At 69.9% G+C, this 16,875-nt stretch carries 11 protein-coding genes; 4 read left to right on the top strand and 7 right to left on the bottom strand.

Annotation, left to right across the window (positions count from 1 at the left end; translation table 11 throughout):
• The 5 genes from YWW_RS32780 to YWW_RS36330 all read right to left on the bottom strand — a co-directional run.
• Positions 1–4,097: DUF7927 domain-containing protein (locus YWW_RS32780; protein ID WP_035705050.1), on the bottom strand; the 4,097-nt coding region annotated here is incomplete at its 3' end.
• A gap of 260 nt (positions 4,098–4,357) precedes the next feature.
• Positions 4,358–6,469: a glycoside hydrolase family 2 protein gene (locus YWW_RS32775; protein ID WP_155830391.1), complete on the bottom strand. Its 2,112-nt coding sequence runs from the start codon at positions 6,467–6,469 to the stop codon at positions 4,358–4,360.
• Positions 6,470–6,472: 3 nt separating this feature from the next.
• Positions 6,473–7,342, bottom strand: a complete 870-nt coding sequence (locus tag YWW_RS0124265) for a carbohydrate ABC transporter permease (RefSeq protein WP_026932119.1) — start codon at positions 7,340–7,342, stop codon at positions 6,473–6,475.
• A gap of 2 nt (positions 7,343–7,344) precedes the next feature.
• On the bottom strand, positions 7,345–8,256 hold the full coding sequence (locus YWW_RS36335; protein ID WP_026932118.1) for a carbohydrate ABC transporter permease: 912 nt from the start codon (positions 8,254–8,256) through the stop codon (positions 7,345–7,347).
• Positions 8,257–8,261: 5 nt separating this feature from the next.
• Positions 8,262–9,617, bottom strand: coding sequence for an ABC transporter substrate-binding protein (locus YWW_RS36330; protein ID WP_026932117.1), 1,356 nt, complete (start codon positions 9,615–9,617; stop codon positions 8,262–8,264).
• 80 nt (positions 9,618–9,697) lie between these two features.
• Here YWW_RS36330 and YWW_RS0124250 point away from each other — a divergent pair, with 80 nt between their 5' ends.
• The 3 genes from YWW_RS0124250 (at position 9,698) to YWW_RS0124240 (ending at position 12,977) form a co-directional block, all read left to right on the top strand.
• The gene (locus tag YWW_RS0124250; RefSeq protein ID WP_026932116.1) at positions 9,698–10,708 is read left to right on the top strand and encodes a LacI family DNA-binding transcriptional regulator; all 1,011 of its coding nucleotides are present in this window, start codon (positions 9,698–9,700) and stop codon (positions 10,706–10,708) included.
• Between the two features lie 104 nt (positions 10,709–10,812).
• Complete coding sequence (locus YWW_RS0124245) at positions 10,813–12,480, top strand: sialidase family protein (protein WP_081687737.1); 1,668 nt, start codon at positions 10,813–10,815, stop codon at positions 12,478–12,480.
• Between the two features lie 119 nt (positions 12,481–12,599).
• A complete protein-coding gene (locus YWW_RS0124240) occupies positions 12,600–12,977 on the top strand; it encodes a VOC family protein (RefSeq protein ID WP_026932114.1) in 378 nt (125 codons plus the stop codon).
• Between the two features lie 29 nt (positions 12,978–13,006).
• Here YWW_RS0124240 and YWW_RS0124235 read toward each other — a convergent pair whose 3' ends face one another.
• Positions 13,007–14,050 carry a phosphotransferase enzyme family protein gene (locus tag YWW_RS0124235; protein ID WP_162145998.1) on the bottom strand — a complete coding sequence of 348 codons (1,044 nt, stop codon included), beginning with the start codon at positions 14,048–14,050 and terminating at the stop codon, positions 13,007–13,009.
• Between the two features lie 86 nt (positions 14,051–14,136).
• A complete protein-coding gene (locus YWW_RS0124230; protein WP_026932112.1) occupies positions 14,137–14,772 on the bottom strand; it encodes a class I SAM-dependent methyltransferase in 636 nt (211 codons plus the stop codon).
• A 460-nt stretch (positions 14,773–15,232) separates the two neighbouring features.
• On the opposite strand from YWW_RS0124230, the gene YWW_RS32770 reads away from it, so the two are divergent.
• A partial coding sequence (locus YWW_RS32770) for a glucuronyl esterase domain-containing protein (RefSeq protein ID WP_026932111.1) occupies positions 15,233–16,875 on the top strand: 1,643 nt, incomplete at its 3' end.

The raw sequence follows: 16,875 nt of genomic DNA, 5'->3' as shown, positions 1-16,875 counted from the left end.
TCGTTGTCGTCGGCGCACTCGGCGGGCGGGTCCTCGCCCGGATCGAGCAGGAAGTTCGCCAGCGAATTGTCACCACGTTCACCGTCCGGCAGGACGGTGACCTGGAAGGTGACCGTCACAGTTGCCTCTGCGGGCACCTCGCCGGTGATCGCGATCGACTCACCGTCCAAGGTCGCGTCCAGTGCCCCTTCAGGATCGACCACGAGCGAGCCGTCGACGAACTCGGCGTCGTCCAACACATCAGACAGGTCGTCCACCCGGTCCACCGCAGCAGCGGCCGTGCCGCTGTTCGTGAACGTGAGCGTGTAGGTAAGCGTGTCACCTGGACCGACGACCGTGCCGGACGCCGGGTCCACCGACTTCGAATCGCTCAGCTCTGGCACGGGGTTCACCGTGCAGTCCTCGTTGTCATCGACGCACTCGGCAGGCGGATCCTCGCCCGGATCGAGCAGGAAGTTCGCCAGCGAATTGTCACCACGTTCACCATCGGGCAGGACCGTCACCTGGAAGGAGACCGTCACTGTCTCCCCCGCCGAGACCGAACCGGTAACGGCGATCGACTCGCCGTCCAAGGTCGCGTCCAAGGCGCCTTCGGGATCGACGACCAGCGAGCCGTCGACGAACTCGGCATCGTCCAGGACGCCCGACAGGTCGTCCACCCGGTCCACCGCAGCAGCGGCCGTGCCGTCGTTGGTGAAGGTGAGCGTGTACGTCACGGTCTGGCCCGCCTCAACGGCGGTCCCCGCAGCGGGATCGACGGACTTGGAGTCGACCAGCTCCGGGACCGGGTTGACCGTGCAGTCCTCGTTGTCGTCCGTGCACTCGGGAGGCGGGTCCTCACCCGGATCCAATAGGAAGTTCGCGAGTGAGTTGTCGCCCCGCTGTCCGTCGGGCAGGACCGTCACCTGGAAGGAGACCGTCACCGTCTCCCCCGCCGAGACCGAACCGGTGATCGCGATCGACTCACCGTCCAAGGTCGCGTCCAGCGCCCCTTCGGGGTCGACGGCCAGCGAGCCGTCGACGAACTCGGCGTCGTCCAGGACGCCCGAGAGATCGTCCACCCGGTCCACCGACGCGGCGGCGGTGCCGCTGTTCGCGAACGTCAGCGTGTACGTGAGCGTGTCACCTGGACCGACGACCGTGCCGGACGCCGGGTCGACCGACTTCGAATCACTCAGTTCCGGCACGGGGTTCACCGTGCAGTCCGGATTGTCGTCCGTGCACTCGGCGGGCGGGTCCTCACCCGGATCGAGCAGGAAGTCCGCCAGCGAATTGTCACCGCGCTCCCCGTCGGGCAGGACCGTCACCTGGAAGGAGACCGTCACCGTCTCCCCAGGGCCGACCATGCCCGCGACGACGACCTGTTCCTGAGCCTCGTCGAATGTCGCGCCCAGCAGCGCGTCGTCCGGATCGACCACGAGCGAGCCTTCGACGAACTCGGCGTCGTCCAACACATCAGACAGGTCGTCCACGCGAGCGACCATGGCCGGTGCCTGACCACCGTTCTGGAAGGTCAAGGTGTAGGTGAGCGTCTGCCCGGCTTCCACCGCCGTCCCGGAGGCCGGGTCCACCGACTTCGAGTCGACGAGTTCGCCGATCGGCGTCTCGGTGCAGTCCGGCGCGTCCGGGTCCTCCGGTTCGCAGTCCGGGTTCGGCGGCGGGTCCTCGTCCGGATCGAGCAGGAAGTTGGCGGCGGTGTTGTCGCCGCGTTCACCGTCCGCTTTGACCGTCACCTGGTAGGTCACGGTGATCTCCTCGCCCGCCGGGACGCTTCCGGTGATCGAGATCCGCGCGCCGTCGCGGGTCGCGGTGAGATCGTCCGAGGAGGCCACCGGTTCACTGGTCACGTCGGCGTCGTCGAGCACGTGCGTGAGGTCGTCGACCTCGTTCACCTCGGCGGCCGCGGTCCCGTCGTTCTCGAAGTGCAGCGTGTACGTGAGCACCGAGCCCGCCCGTGCCGGGTCCGGGTCCGCCGTCACCTCCTTCCAGGAGGAGAGTCGGGCCGCCGGGACCGAAGTGGACGCGCACGGCGAGTCCGGAGCCTGGTCTTCGGGAACGCAGGCGTTGTTGACCAGGGTCGCGTCGCCTTCGCCGGTGTAGGTGACCGAATAGGTCAGCGTCACCGTCTCGCCCGCGGCGAGCGGGCCCGTCCAGGTGAGGTTCGGTTCCACATAGGTGATGGTGCCGCCCTCGGGCGTGGCGGCCGCGTCGCCGTTGTAGCTCGCGTCGTCGAGCACCTCGGTCAGGTCGTCGGTGACCGTGGCGGGCGCGGTCTCGGTGTAGTCGGCTTCGCCGACGTTCTGGACTTCGACGGTGTAGGTGAGGACCTCGCCGACCGCGGGCAGTTCGGTCGGGGCCGCCGTCTTGGTGACCGCGAGCGCGGGCAGCGGGACGACCGCTTCGTCGCAGGGCTCCCCGGTCACGGGATCCCTGCCGTCGTCGCCCGGAGGGTCGCACGCCGGTGGCGTCGGGTTGTCGGGGTCGTTCGGTTCCCAGGCGACATTGCGCGCTTGATGGTCGCCGTCGGCTCCCATGGTCACCGTATAGGTGATCGTCACCGTCTCCCCCACCGCGAGCGGGCCGCTCCACGACAGGAGCGGTTCGGCGTAGGAGGGCGGGTCGCCGACGTCCGCGGTCGCGTCGCCGTTGTAGGTGCCGTCGTCGATCACGTCGGACAGGTCGTCCATGACCACGGCGGGATTGTCGACTGTGTAGTCGCCGGTCCCGGAGTTGGTGGCGGTGACGGTGTAGGTGACGGTGTCGCCCGCCCGGGTGTCGGCGGTGGCGTCGGAGTCCTTCTCGATGTCCAGCTCGGGTTCGGAGTAGAACTCGACGGTCGCGCAGCCCGGTTCGAGGAGGCCGACCCGGTCGGTGACGTTCGCCGAGCAGTTCTCGTACGTCTTGGGCGACGGTTCGTCCCCGGTCGGCGTGTCCGAGGTGACGTCGACGGTGATGGTGCAGGAGACCTCGCCTTCGTCGAGGACGCCGTCGGTCACCGTGATGGTGCCGCCGCCGGGGTCGGCCGCGGTGGTCGCCTGGCAGGTGCCGCCGGTGTTCGCGGGATCGGCCACGACCAGCCCCTCGGGGAGGTCGTCGGTGAATCCCCACCCTGCTTTGGCCGAGAGCTCGGAGGTGTTGGTCACCGTGAACGTCAGCGTGGAAGTGCCGTTCACCGGCACCGAGGTCGGGGAGAAGGCCTTGTCGAGTTGCGGCGTGACGTCCATCAGGCGGATGTTGTCGATGCCGTGGTCGTTGCCCTGGCCGCTTCCGGTCTGGTTGCGCATGACGATGCTGAGGTCGACGTCCGGCGGCACGAGCTGGGATCCGTTGGAGTAGAAGGTCCCCGCCCGGACGTAGTCGCCGCCGCTGTCGCCCCAGCCGCCCGGCTCGATCCAATCCGAGGTGTACGAGCCGGTCCCCTCGTCGCGGCAGGCCATGATCGGTTCGTCCTGCGTCGGGTGCTCCACCCCGTCCCAGGCGAGGAAGAAGTCCAGGCGGGAGTTGTTCTCGCCGCCGAGGTAGTCGCACGAGCCTTCCACGACGTCGACCGAGAAGGTCAGGAACCGCGGTTCGGTGATCCCCGCGTCGGCCGTGTTGCTGGACTGCAATTCGATCGCGTTCGCCGCCGGATCGAGCTCGCGCGTGAACGCCGCGAGCGCACGGTTCGACTTGGTCGCGTCCGTCGACCCGTTCGCCGGATTGTCGTCGGTGCCGCCTTCGACTCCGGCCCCGACCTGTCCGAGCACGTCCGCGAAGCGGCGGATGTTGTTGCGGGGGTAGCTGTTCAGCTGGTCGTTCGGGCAGGGGGCCTCTTCGGTGAGGTAGCTGAGGATCGTGCCGTTGCAGTCCTCCAGGTTGGTCCAGGTGCTCTCGGCGGTGTAGGTGGTTCCGGCCGTACCGACGTAGTCGACCAGCGGAGTGTAGGTCGCGGGGTCGCCGTTCTCGAAGTCCTCCATGAAGACGAGCGAGGGGTCGGCCGGCACCCCCGGGGTGCCCGGGGCCGGTTCGAGCGGGGCGGCCTCGGCGGTGGACGAGACGGGCACCGCGGCCACGAGCGCGGATCCGAGCGCGAGGCCCAGTGCGGCAAGCGCAGACATCCCTCGGCGCGCCCTCCGGGCGCTCCGAACGGACATACGGGTGTTTCCGGCCATGTGATCACTCCACTCGACAGTCGGCGGAAACCACATTTGCACAACCGGCGAGTGCGAGCAGGCGGAATCGAGTATTTAATTCACAAGAACGTTTAAATAGCGAATACCGCTCAAATCATGAGTCGTCGAAGGCGATCGGTTGCCAGGCGTGGCGCCCGGCCGGTTCCCGGCGTATTCGCGCGGGGAACCGGCCGGGCGCCACGCCTTCAGGCGAGGCCGGGGGCGGGCGCGTCTTCGAACTCGCCGGGGCGCGCGCCGCGGCGGTTCGGCGGCTCGACTTCGGCGGCGTCGAGGAACGAACGGGCCAGGACGCGGCCGCTCTCGTCGGCGAGCCACAGCAGCAGCCGCGCCGGGCCGCTCGGCGGCGGCACGGTGATGGTCGCCGCGGACGAGAGCCGGAACGGCTCGGCCGTCACGGGGCCGCTGCTCACCTCCGGCTTCGGGACCGGGACGCCGACGGGCGTCCCGGCGGGCAGCCAGGCGGCGTGCACGGCGCCGGACACCGAGTCCCGGCCGTGGTGCGAGACGTGCACGTCGAGCGCGAGCGGCCCGGTCGGCGGTTCGATGTCGGCGCCCGCGGCGAGCGGCACGAGGTCGAGCACGAGCACGGTGTCGGCGTTGACGTCGGCGGGGCGGGCCCCGCCCCAGTCCTTCGGCCGCCGCCAGGTGTCGAGCAGGCCCGCGGCCTCGTGCTCGACGTCGGCGAACTCGGTGTACACGTACCCGGCGTAGCGGTCGTGCCGCCGCAGCTCCTGTGTCTCCCAGCGCAGATGCCAGGCCCGCTCCAGGCTCGTGAAGCCCTCCCCGTACTCGCTGTTGACGATCGGGATCCCGCTCCTGGGCACCTCGGCGGAGCCGTACAGGGACTTGTCGACGACGAAGTCGGGCGCGAGCCGGACGGGGAAGTCGTCCCGCTCCCCCGCGGCGAGGCGCGCGACGAAGTCCTTCCAGACGGCCAGTTTCGGTTCGTAGTAGTGCCAGTCGACGAGGTCGGTGCGCACATGGGACCAGCCGGAGTTCTCCACGATCGGCCGGGTGTCGTCGAGTTCGCGCAGCCGCTCGTAGGCGTGCACCGCGGCCTCGGCGCGCGCGGCGCTGCCGGGGATGTCCCAGTCGAGGCCCCATTCCTCGTTGTAGAGCCCCCAGATCACGATGCTCGGGTGGTTGCCGTCGCGTTCGACCATCGCGGGCAGCTGCGCCTCGAACGCGGCCGCGGCCTCCGGTGAGAACCGGCTCGGGGCGGCCGGTTCGGCCCACACGAGCATGCCGGTGCGGTCGGCCTCGTGCAGCCACAGCGGCTCTTCGAACTTGAGGTGCTTGCGCACGAGGTTGTAGCCGAGGCCGCGCGCCAGTTCGAGCTCGCGCAGCAGCGAGGCGGCGTCGGGCGCGGTGAGGCCGGTGTCGGGCCAGTAGCCCTGGTCGAGCACGCCGCGCAGGTAGATCCGCTCGCCGTTGAGGTGGAGCTCCTCGCCTCGGGTCTCGAAGTGGCGCAGGCCGGTCGCGGCGACGACGCGGTCGTCGCCGGTGCGGACTTCGACACGGTAGAGGTGCGGCCGCTCGGGCGACCATAGGAGCGGCTCGGCGAGTTCGATCCGCCCGGTGGCGTGCCCGGAGCCGTCGGCGGTGAGCGCGGCCGTCTCGCCGGTGCCGAGCACGGTCGCGGTGACCTCAGCGCCCTCCGGGGCGTCGCCCGCGAGGTCCACAGCGATGTCGATGCCGGTGAGGCTGTCGCCGCGCAGGGCGACCGAGCGGGCGTAGGTGCGTCCGCGGGCCTCGAGCCACACGGTCTGCCAGATGCCGGAGGTGGGGGTGAAGGAGACGCCGTCGTAGTCGTCGCGCGGGATCGACCGCTGCTTGCCGTGCGGGATGGCGCGCTTGTCGGCCGGGGCGGTGACCGACACCTCGAGTTCGGCGCTCACGCCTGGGGTGAGCGCCTCGGTCACGTCGAACTCGAAGGACTCGTATCCGCCGACGTGCTCGCCGACGAGCGCGCCGTCGACGCGCACCACCGCGCGGTGGTGGACCGCCCCGAAGGAGAGGACGACGCGCGATCCGGCCCAGTCGGCGGGCGCGGTGACCGTCCGCCGGTAGACGCCCCGCTCCAGCCAGGTGCGGTGGACGCCCGAGGCCTCGCTCTCCCACGCGAACGGCACGGTGATCGGGCCTTCGTGGCCGTCGGCCTCGAAGTCCCACCGGCCGTTGAGGTTCACCCAGCGCTCGGAGCGGTCGCGGTCGGGCCGCGGGTACTCGGGGCGGGGAGGCGGGGCCGCGTCGGTCTCGGGGGGAGTCGCCGCGGTCTCGGGTCGGGTCAGTGTCATGCGTCAGCCCTTCACGCTGCCGGCCAGGATGCCGTTGATGAAATGCCGCTGGAGCGAGATGAACAGCACCAGCAGCGGGATGAGTGCGACGGAGCTCGCCGCGAGCAGTTCGCCTGTGACGGTGGCGTAGTCGGCGCCGATCCGGTTGCCGGTGATGTTCTGCGCGAGCGTGGAGAGCACGACCTGGAGGGTCGCCATGCGCTCGTCGCTCGCGACCACCACGGGCCAGACGAAGTCGTTGTAGATGTTCATGATCGTGAGCACGCCGAGCCCGGCCAGTCCGGGCCGGATGACGGGCACGATGACGCGCCAGAAGATGCCGAACTCGCCGCAGCCGTCGACGCGGGCGGCGTCGAGCAGCTCGTCGGGGACGGCGCTGATCACCTGCCGCATCCAGAAGATCGCGAACGCGTCCACCGCGCCGGGCAGGATGAGCGCCTGGTAGGTGTTGACCCAGCCGAGCGCCTTCATCTCCAGCAGGAGCGGAATGATGAGCACGATCGTGGGCAGCATGAGGGTGATCAGGACGGCGCCGAAGACGAGGTTCTGGCCGGCGAAGCGGTACTTCGCGAAGGCGTAGGCGGCCAGCGGGGCGAAGAACATCGTGATGGCGCCCTTGAAGACGAGCACGACGGCCGTGTTGAAGAAGCCCTGGCCGATGGGCACGTCCTGGAACATCGCCCGGTAGTTGTCGAGGGTGAACTCGCTCGGGTCGAAGGTGAGCGGCGAGGAGACGATGTCGCCGGCGGGTTTGAACGCCGAGACCAGGGCCCACGCCACCGGGGCCAGGAAGGCCACGAGCAGGAGCATGAGGAAGACGTGGGAGCCGATGCGCGGACGCGTGCGGCGTTCGGGTTTGGCGGTCGCGGTCATCGTCAGTCCTTCGCTCGCAGCATGCGGACGAACATCAGCGACAGCACCATCACGAGGATCACGAGGAGGAAGGAGTTCGCCGCGCCGGTGCCCAGGTCCGCCCTGGTGATGTGGTTGTACAGGTAGTAGCCGGCCGTGGTGGTGGAGTTGTAGGGCCCGCCCTGGGTGACGACGAACGGCTCGGCGAACATCTGGAACACCGCGAGAGTCTGGAGCACGACGGCGAACATGATGGTCCGCCGCAGCAGCGGGACGGTGATGCTCCACAGCTGCCGGGGTTTCGAGGCGCCGTCGATGGCGGCGGCCTCGTAGATCGAGCCGTTGATCGACTGGAGCCCGGAGAGCAGGATGATCACGATGAAGCCGGTGGTCTTCCACAGGAACAGCAGCGCGAGGGTCGGCTTGGCCCAGGCGCTGGTGGTGAGCCAGCCGACGTCGGGCAGTCCGACGAGGCCGAGCAGGGCGTTGACGGCGCCGTAGTCCCGGTCGAACAGCACCACCCAGATCTGGGCGACGGCCACGAGCGGGGTGACGAAGGGGACGATGAAGCCCACCCGGTAGAGGCCGCGCAGTTTGAGCGTCGCGGAGTTGAGCAGCACGGCCACGAGCACGCCGAGGACGAGCTGCGCGGGGATGATGAGGAGCCAGAGGGTCGCGGAGTTCCCCAGGGAGCTCCAGAAGGCCGGGCTGGTGAGCAGGTAGGTGTAGTTCTCCCAGCCGACCCACTCCGCGGCTCCCGTGCCGCGCCAGTTCGTGAAGCTCAGGCGGGCGGTGTAGAAGAGCGGGTAGACGCTGAACGCGAGGAAGATCGCGACGAACGGCAGGACGAACACGTACGGCGCCAGGCGCCTGCGCACTCCCGACGCGCCGGCGCGGCGTTTCCGATTCGTTCCCGCGGAGCGGGCGGCTGTCACGGCTGTCACTGTCGGTCGACCAGGTTCGTCTGGATCTGCTCGGTCGAGGAGTCGATCACCTCTTCGGGTGTCATGTCGCCGTCGAGCATGCGCTGGATGTCGTTGCCGAGGTAGTCGACGGCGCCGTCCCACCAGCTCGGGGTGGGCGTGCCGCCGGGGATCTGGGCGCCGGCCTCGGTGGCGACGGCCCACAGGTCCTGGCCGCCGAGCGCCTCGACCGGTTCGAAGAGCGGCGCCGCCGGGTCGGCGGCGGGCTCGTAGGCGGGGATCGAGGTGTTCAGGCCCGTCGGGTAGGTGTCGTTCGGGCCCCACACGGCCGTGTAGCCGACCTCGTCGAACATGAGGAACTCGTAGAAGAGCCAGGCGAGGTCGGCGTTCGCGCCGTCCTTGGGCAGGACGAAGGAGGAGCCGCCCATGGCGCCGGAGCGGGCGCCGTCGGCGTCCCAGGCGGGCAGCGGCATGGCGCGCCAGTCGCCGGAGGTCTCGGTGAGCATCTGCTGCGGGGCGAAGCTGAACCAGATCGCCCAGGGGTAGAAGACCTGGTTGCCGTTGTCCATCTCGGCGACGTCGGTCGGGGTGAGGTATTCGGCGCGGGTGCCGAGCCCTTCGGTCCGGACCGTGTCGAGGAATTCGAGGATCCGCAGGTACTCGGGGCTGTCGAGGCGCAGTTGGCCGTCGGCGTCGGCGATGGAGGTGCCGAGCTGGTTCGCGTACATCTCGAGCTGGAGCTGGCCGAGGAAGGCGGACTGCTCGAGGTGGATGGGGCCGGCGTCGGGAACGGCGGCCTTGTACTGGCGGGCGGCCTCGAGCAGGTCGTCGTAGGTCTCGATGGCGGCGGCGTCGACGCCGGCCGCTTCGAGCGCGGTGGCGTTGTAGAACAGCAGGCCGGGGTTGAGGTCGTAGGGCACGCCGTAGATGGCGCCGTCGACGGTGTTGACGTCGATCTTCTGCTGGGCGATGTCGCCGGCGTAGGGGGCGAGGACCTCGCTGAGGTCCCACAGGTAGTCGGTGTAGCCGCCGATCTTGGCGTCGTCGAGGAAGACGCCGTCGGGCACGTCGGCGCCGGTGATGAGGGTGTTCTGGAGTTTCGCGTCGATGTCGACGGCGACGTGGTTGACCTTGATGTCGGGGTAGACGGCGTTGAAGTCGGCGATGACGCCTTCGAAGACCTCGAAGAGATCGCCGGAGCGGTCCCAGATCGTGATCTCGCCTTCGCGCTTGTCGGGGGCCTTCAGGATGTTCGACTCGCCGGAGTCGTCGCCCGAGGTGATGTCGGGGCCGCAGGCGGCGAGTGCGGGCGCCGCGGCGGCGAGCCCGGCGGACGCGAGCAGAGCGCGGCGCCGGAGGAGATGGCGTTGCATGGACACTCCCTTGTGTGATTTGCCAACGTGTGCAAAACCTAGCACTTCTTTGCCGACGTTGCAAACGGTAGGATGGCCGCATGCCGGCAACACTCCGAGACGTCGCCGAACTGGCACAGGTCTCCGTCCGCACCGTTTCCAACGTGGTGAGCGGTTACACCCATGTGAGCGAGCGCATGCGCCAGCGCGTGCTGCGAGCGATCGAGGAACTGGACTACCGCCCCAACCCCGTCGCACGCACCCTCCGCACGGGCCGCACCGGAATGCTCGCCCTCGTCGTTCCCGAGATCGATGTACCGTACTTCAGCGAGCTCGCCCGGGACGTGATCGACGCGGCCGCCGAGTTCGGATACCGCGTCATGATCGACCAGACCGGCCACGACCACGAGCGCGAGCGGCGGCTGCTCATGGGCGAGGACCGCACGATGCTCTTCGACGGGATCCTCTTCAGCCCGCTCGTGACGAAGTCCGAGCTGCTCGACATGCACCGCTCCGAGCACCTGCCGCTGGTGCTGCTCGGCGAGCACGAGTTCGACGGCCGCTACGACCACGTGGCGATCGACAACGTGCGGGCCGCGCGGGACGCCGTGGCGCACCTGGTCGAGATCGGCCGCACGCGCATCGCCGCCATCGGCGCGCAGCCCCTGGAGGAGTACGCGACGCCGCTGCTGCGGACCGCCGGATACGAGGCGGCGCTCGAGGAGGCGGGCCTGGAGGCGCGGCCGGAGTACGCCACCCCGGCGCCGCACTACAGCCGCACCGACGGCTACGAGGCCGCGAAGGTCCTGCTGGAGGTCTCGCCGCGGCCCGACGCGATCTTCTGCTTCTCGGACCTGCTCGCGGTGGGCGCGATGCGGGCGGTCTTCGACGCCGGGCTGAGCGTGCCCGACGACGTGGCCGTGATCGGCGTCGACGACATCGAGGAGGGTCGCTTCACGCGGCCGTCGCTGAGCACCGTCTCGCTGGACACGCCGTTCATCGCCCGCGAGGCGGTCCGGCGGATCACCGCGCGGATCGAGGACCCTCACGCCGAGGCCGAGGAGGTCGTCGCCCCGCACCGGCTGGTGGCGCGCGAGAGCACGCTCGGGTAGCGAAGTATCGAAAAACGCCTATTGCAACGTAGGCAAATATCTGACATGGTGTTTGCAACGTCTGCAAATCCGCGGACGTCCCCGCATCCACAGGAGGAACCCCCATGACGGGAACCACCAGTCAGTGGGCCGCCCCGGCGCGACGCGCGTTCGCGCTGCTGGCGGCCGCGATCCTCATCGCCGTCGGCACGCTCGCGGGCCTCGCGCCGGCCGCGGCGGCCGAGCCCGGCTCCGTCCTCTACTCCCCCGACCTCGGCACCCACCCGAACGGCACCGCGGGCTACCCGCGCGCCATCGGCCTCGAACACGACGGCTCGTCCGCCGAGACCATGCTCGCCACCTTCGCGAAGGGCGGCCACGGCGCGCCGACCACCCTGCCGATCTACCGCAGCACCGACGGCGGCCGGAGCTGGGGCCAGATCTCCGAGCTCGGCTCCAACACGCCCGGCTGGGACCTCGAGGCACCCACCCTCTTCGAGGTGCCGCGCGACATCCCCGGCCTGAACCGGGGCGACCTGCTCGCCGCCGGCACCGCCTGGAACGTCGGCGACTACACGACCCAGAAGGTGGAGGTCTTCAAGAGCACCGACGGCGGGCACACGTGGTCGTACCTGTCGAACTGCACCCAGACCTCCGGCATGCCGAACGGCTGGGGGCACGGCATCTGGGAGCCGACCTTCCTCGTCGCCGACGACGGCACGCTCGCCTGCTTCATCTCGGACGAGCGGCCCGCGAACAGCCCCACCAACAACCAGCGCATCGGCCACTACACGTCCACCGACGGCGGCGCGACGTGGAGCTCCACCCTCACCGAGGACGTCGTCTTCCCCGCCGACGACCGGGCGCGGCCGGGCATGCAGACCTTCGCCGAGCTGCCCGACGGGCGGATCGCCATGGGCTACGAGCTGTGCCGCGACGCGACCGACGCCGACCACGCGTGCGAGGTGTACGTCAAGTTCAGCGACGATGGGCTCTACTGGGGACCGGCGGGCGACCGCGGCACACTGGTGCGGACCTCGGACGACCGCGAGCTGCTGCACACGCCGTACATCTCATGGGTCCCCAGTGGAGGACCAGAGGGGACGCTGCTCATCTCCGGCCAGCGCGTGGTGGCCGGCCCCACCGGGAACAAGACGATCCTCGAGGAGTCCGGCACGGTGCTGTTCGCGAACCGGAACCTCGGCGAGGGCGAGTGGTTCGAGGCGGCCACGCCGGTGACCGTCGACCCCACCGGCGGCTACAACACCGGCGAGCCCTCCTGCCCGGGCTACTCGACGCCCGCGATCCCCAGAGAGGACGGCGCGAGCTACCTGTACCTGGCGGCGACCTGGCTGGGCCAGGGCAACCAGTGCGAGGTGCGGTTCGGCATCGGCTCGGTGCCGGGCCCGACGGGGGCGATCGTGAACCCGCAGAGCGGGAAGTGCCTCGACGTCGACACGAACACGGCCGCGAACGGGAACCGCGCTCAACTGTGGACGTGCGGGACCGCCAGCGGCCAGGACTGGTCGGTGAACGCCGACGGCACGATCCGCGCCTTCGGCAAGTGCCTCGACGTGGACGCGCAGGGCACGGCGAACCACACGCCCGTGCAGCTGTGGGAGTGCAACGGGTCGGGGGCCCAGCAGTGGGTGCCGCAGTCGAACGGCTCGCTGCTGAACCCGCAGTCCGGCCGCTGCCTCGACGTGCCGCAGGGCGGCACCGCCGACGGCACCAGACTGGAGATCTACGACTGCAACGGCCTATGGACCCAGCAGTGGACCCTGCCCGCCTGAGCTAGCCGGTGCCCGCGGGCGCGAAAGCGCCCGCGGGCACCGCCTGTCCCGAGACGGACTGCCCTGACGATGCGGGAATCGGATTGCCGACGGTACGGGCGCGGCAGTAGTGTCGGCCCATGGCTCGCCTGCGTGACATCGTCTTCGACTGCCGCCATCCCGCCTCACTGGCGCGGTTCTGGGCCGCGGCCTTGGAAGGGTACGAGGTGGCGCCCTACGACGAGGAGGAGCTCGAACGGCTGCGCGCAGAAGGGGTGCTCGATCCCGAGGACGATCCGACGGTGCTGGTGGAGGGGCCGAGCGGCGCCCCTTCGCTGTGGTTCCAACGGGTTCCCGAACCCAAGACCGTCAAGAACCGGGTGCACCTGGACCTGGACGCGGCCGAAGGCGAACTGGAACGCCTGTTGTCGCTGGGCGCCTCGGTGGTGGAACGGCACCCCGAATGGCTGGTGCTGGCCGACCCCGAGCGCAACGAGTTCTGCCTGTTCGAATCCTGAGAGGCGCCCAGAGCGGACCACGCCGCGCGTCAAGCGACGCGAGCGCCGCCGACACCCACTGCATCAGACGTCCCAGCGGGGGCGGGTCCGTATAAGGCGCGCAGCCAGGCCGTCCATGTGGTTGTGGCGTCGAGTTGCCCGGCCAGTGCGGGGATCGAGGCATTGAGAGCGCGCGCGAACGACGCTTGGAGTTCGGGGCTGCCGCCTCGGTGCCCGCAGGCCATCCACAGTTCGTGGGCCGTGGTGGAGAGCCTGCCGGCGAGCATGCCGGTGAAGGCCGTCTCGTCCCTGGGCCCGCCGCGTCCTCCCGCGGCCTCGTAGCCGGCCAGGCAGGCCTCGACGCTCGCGCGGTCGGGTTCGACGGTGCCGAGCTCCGGCCCGGCCAGGTAGAAGGCCGCGGAGACCAGCTCCCACCACGGCGGCTGCGGACCGGCGTGGTCGAAGTCCAGCAGGACCGGGCCCTCGGCGGTGACCAGGATGTTGGCGGTCGAGAAGTCGCGGTGCATGACGAGCTTCTCCGCGGTGCTCGCCTCGGCGATCTCGTTGATCCGCATCGCGGTGTCCTTGAGGGTGCCGGCGGCGGCGGTATCGAGGACGCCGAGCCGTCTCGCCTGGTCGAGCCAGTCGTCCCAGTCGGATTCGGGATAGGTGTCGAAGTCGGCGTCGACCGCCGGGTCGGCCGGGATGCCCAGCCGTTCCAGGGCCGCGATGGTCGCCCCCGCCCACCGCGCCAGCGGCGGCGTCAGCGGGGCCGAGGGGTGGGTGCCTTCGAGGAACCTCGTGGCCCTGGCCAAGTGGTCGTCGTCGATCGGCCGCCAGATTCGGGGCGCCGGACGTCCGGGGAAGTGCGGCTCGGGCATGGCGACGCCGAGCCACCAGGCCGCGGTCTCCAGCTTCCAGGCCTGGGCGAGCGCGTCCCGGGTGAAGTCCGGAGGCCGGCAGACCTTCACCACCCAGGTGCCCGAGTCGGTCGTGAGCTTCCAGACCGGGTAGGGCTCGCCGTCCTTGAGCACGGACGCCGGTCGCCGCAACGGCCCTAGGCCGAGGCGTTCGGCCACCTGTGCTGGTTCCACGGGGCACATTCAATCTCGTGCGGCGCCGGGGCGCAAGCGTTTTCACCGCGAAGCGGGCCTCCCGCCCCACCGGGCGCCGAGAGCGATCACGCGCGGTCTTCGGGTTTGCGGGCGGCGAGGCGCTCGATCATGCCCTTCTTGAACCGGTCGTGCTCCTCGATGCGCAGCCCGGCGGCCTCGACGTGCCGGATCGGGCGGCGCCGGAAGTGCTCTCCGGCGAACGGGACGGACCCGATCTCGATCACCCGCTGGAGCGCGCGGATCCACATCGAGGTCGACTCGACGTGGTCGGCCAGCAGGAAGAGCCCGCCGGGGCGCAGGACGCGCGCCATCTCGGCCACGGCGCGGGCCTCGTCGGGCACGCAGCACAGCGAGAAGGTGACGACGACGGTGTCGAAGGAGGCGCCGTCGAAGTCCATGCGCTGGGCGTCGCCGAGGCGGAGGTCGGCGTCGATGCCGAGCGAGGCGGCGCGGCGGCGGGCGCGCTCGAGCATGCGCGGGCTCAGCTCGACGCCGGTGATCGCGACGTCGTCCGGGTAGTGCTCGAGGTTGAGGCCGGTGCCGACGGCGACCTCCAGGGTGCGTCCGCGGGCCCGTCCGGCGATCCAGGGCCTGGTGTCCTCGAACAGCTTGCGCTCGGCCCAGCTCATCGAGCGGTCGTAGTCCTCGGCGTGCCTGTCCCACCAGTGCCGGAGGTCGTCGAGCGTCCTGACTCGTGGCATGTCGGGGATCCTTTCGCGGCGGTGGCTGCTGTCTCGACAGTACGCGACGACCGCGGCGCGAGAGCGCTTGCTTATCGATATGTCTCTATGTATACTTTGGGAACCCTCACTGAAACTTTCATTGAAAATTTCGGCTCGAGTGGTCCGAGTCGGCGCCGGCGCGTACGGAGACTCCACCGCGCCCGCCCTCCTTCACCGTCGATGATGGACTGCCGCCCCTGGCCAGACAAGGACCTTGCCATGGCGTCATCGAACATGTCCCGATATCGGCGCACTGGAGCGCTCCCCTCCACCCTCCCCGTGTGACGTCGACGCCGCCCGGACCCCGGAAGCACCCGACCGCCGTGCGGTGCCGCCGATCCCGTCACCCGTCCACACCCTGAACAGACCCAGTACGTCAATAGATATTGATAAACGTCGATCTATATCGACAGGTCATCCCTAACCGAAAGGAGCCCAAATGAATATCAGCTTGGGCCGCTCCAGGATCCGCGTGGCGCTCGTCGCGCTGGCGGCGCTCGCGGCCGCAGCGGCAATGCTGGTGCCGACGCTCACCACCGCCGAAGCCGAGGAGCCCGTCGCCCTCGCCCAGTTCGAGGCCGCCTCGGAGTTCGACGGCGCCGACTGCGACGTGTCCATCCCCGGCACGACGCCCTCCAACTCCCAACTCCCCGATCCGTTCACGAAAATCGACGGCACCCGCATCACCGCCAAGGACCAGTGGGAGTGCCGCCGCGCCGAGATCAAAGAGCTGGCGGAGGGCACCGTCTACGGCGACAAGCCCGCCCCGCCCGACAGCGTCACCGGGACGGTCACCTCGTCCAGCATCACGGTGAACGTGAGCGACCAGGGCCGCAGCACCAGCTTCTCGGCCTCGGTCTCCCTGCCGAGCGGCTCCGGACCCTTCCCGGCCGTCATCGTCTACGGCGGCTTCGGCGCCGACACCGGCGCCATCCAGGCCGCCGGCGCGGCCGTCATCAACTACGACCCGGGCGCGGTCGGCGCCGAGGGCACCTCCCGCAACAACAAGCAGGGGGCCTTCTACGACATCTACGGCTCCTCCAGCAGCACCGGGATCCTCATGGCCCAGGCGTGGGGCGTCAGCCGCATCATCGACGTCATCGAGCAGTCCGGCGGGAACGTCCTGACCGACGGCACCGGCGTCACCGGCTGCTCCCGCTACGGCAAGGGCGCCTTCGTGGCCGGCGCGTTCGACCAGCGCATCGACCTGACCATGCCGATCGAGTCGGGCACCGGCGGCGTGCCGGCCTTCCGCTCGATCGCCCAGGAGAGCGGCTCCCAGCCGCTGAGCAGCGCCTACGGCGAGCAGCCGTGGCTCGGCGACGCCTTCGGCTCGTACACGGGCAACCCGAGCGGGCTGCCGGTCGACACGCACGAGATGGTCGGCATGATCGCCCCGCGCGGTCTGTTCATCATGGAGAACCCGCACGTCGACTGGCTGGGCGCCACCTCTGGCCACGTGGCCGCCCTCGGCGGCGCCGAGGTATACAAGGCGCTCGGCGTGGAGGACAACATCTCCTACCACTCCAACGTCTCCGACGGCACGCACTGCGCCTCGCGCTCGGAGTGGCGCCAGCCGCTCCAGCAGAGCATCCAGGCGTTCCTGAACGGCTCGGGCCAGCCTCCGGGCGTGTTCAACGCCTCCCCCAACGAGACGGGCAACCTCTCGCAGTGGCGGAGCTGGACGACGCCGACGCTGAGCGGCGACCTGCCGGACGACGGCACGACCCCGCCCGACGACGACACCACTCCCCCGGACGACGACACGACTCCGCCGGATGACGACACCACGCCGCCTCCCACCGGCGACGGTGACTGCACCGCCGTGATCGACGTCGTGAACGAGTGGGGTTCGGGCTGGCAGGGCAACGTCCTGATCACCGCGGGCGACAGCGCGGTGAGCGGGTGGACCCTGAGCTGGACGTGGCCTTCGGGCCAGTCGATCAGCAGTTCGTGGAACGCCGATGTCAGTTCGAGCGGCTCCTCGGTGACGGCCAGCGACGTGGGCTGGAACGCCAATATCGCGGCCGGTCAGACGATGAACGCCTGGGGCTTCGTCGGCTCCGGCGCCAGCGCCTCGCC

The organism is Glycomyces tenuis DSM 44171 (assembly GCF_000427885.1).
In the GTDB taxonomy this organism is placed as follows: Bacteria; Actinomycetota; Actinomycetes; order Mycobacteriales; family Micromonosporaceae; genus Glycomyces; species Glycomyces tenuis.
Note: the sequence above shows the minus strand (reverse complement) of the source record. Positions and strands in the feature narration are given on the sequence as shown.

Coding starts and splice junctions, on each gene's coding strand:
- YWW_RS0124245 (WP_081687737.1), top strand. CDS start 10,813: ATGACGGGAACCACCAGTCAGTGGGCCGCCCCGGCGCGACGCGCGTTC.
- YWW_RS0124230 (WP_026932112.1), bottom strand. CDS start 14,772: ATGCCACGAGTCAGGACGCTCGACGACCTCCGGCACTGGTGGGACAGG.
- YWW_RS36330 (WP_026932117.1), bottom strand. CDS start 9,617: ATGCAACGCCATCTCCTCCGGCGCCGCGCTCTGCTCGCGTCCGCCGGG.
- YWW_RS32775 (WP_155830391.1), bottom strand. CDS start 6,469: ATGACACTGACCCGACCCGAGACCGCGGCGACTCCCCCCGAGACCGAC.
- YWW_RS0124240 (WP_026932114.1), top strand. CDS start 12,600: ATGGCTCGCCTGCGTGACATCGTCTTCGACTGCCGCCATCCCGCCTCA.
- YWW_RS0124250 (WP_026932116.1), top strand. CDS start 9,698: ATGCCGGCAACACTCCGAGACGTCGCCGAACTGGCACAGGTCTCCGTC.
- YWW_RS0124265 (WP_026932119.1), bottom strand. CDS start 7,342: ATGACCGCGACCGCCAAACCCGAACGCCGCACGCGTCCGCGCATCGGC.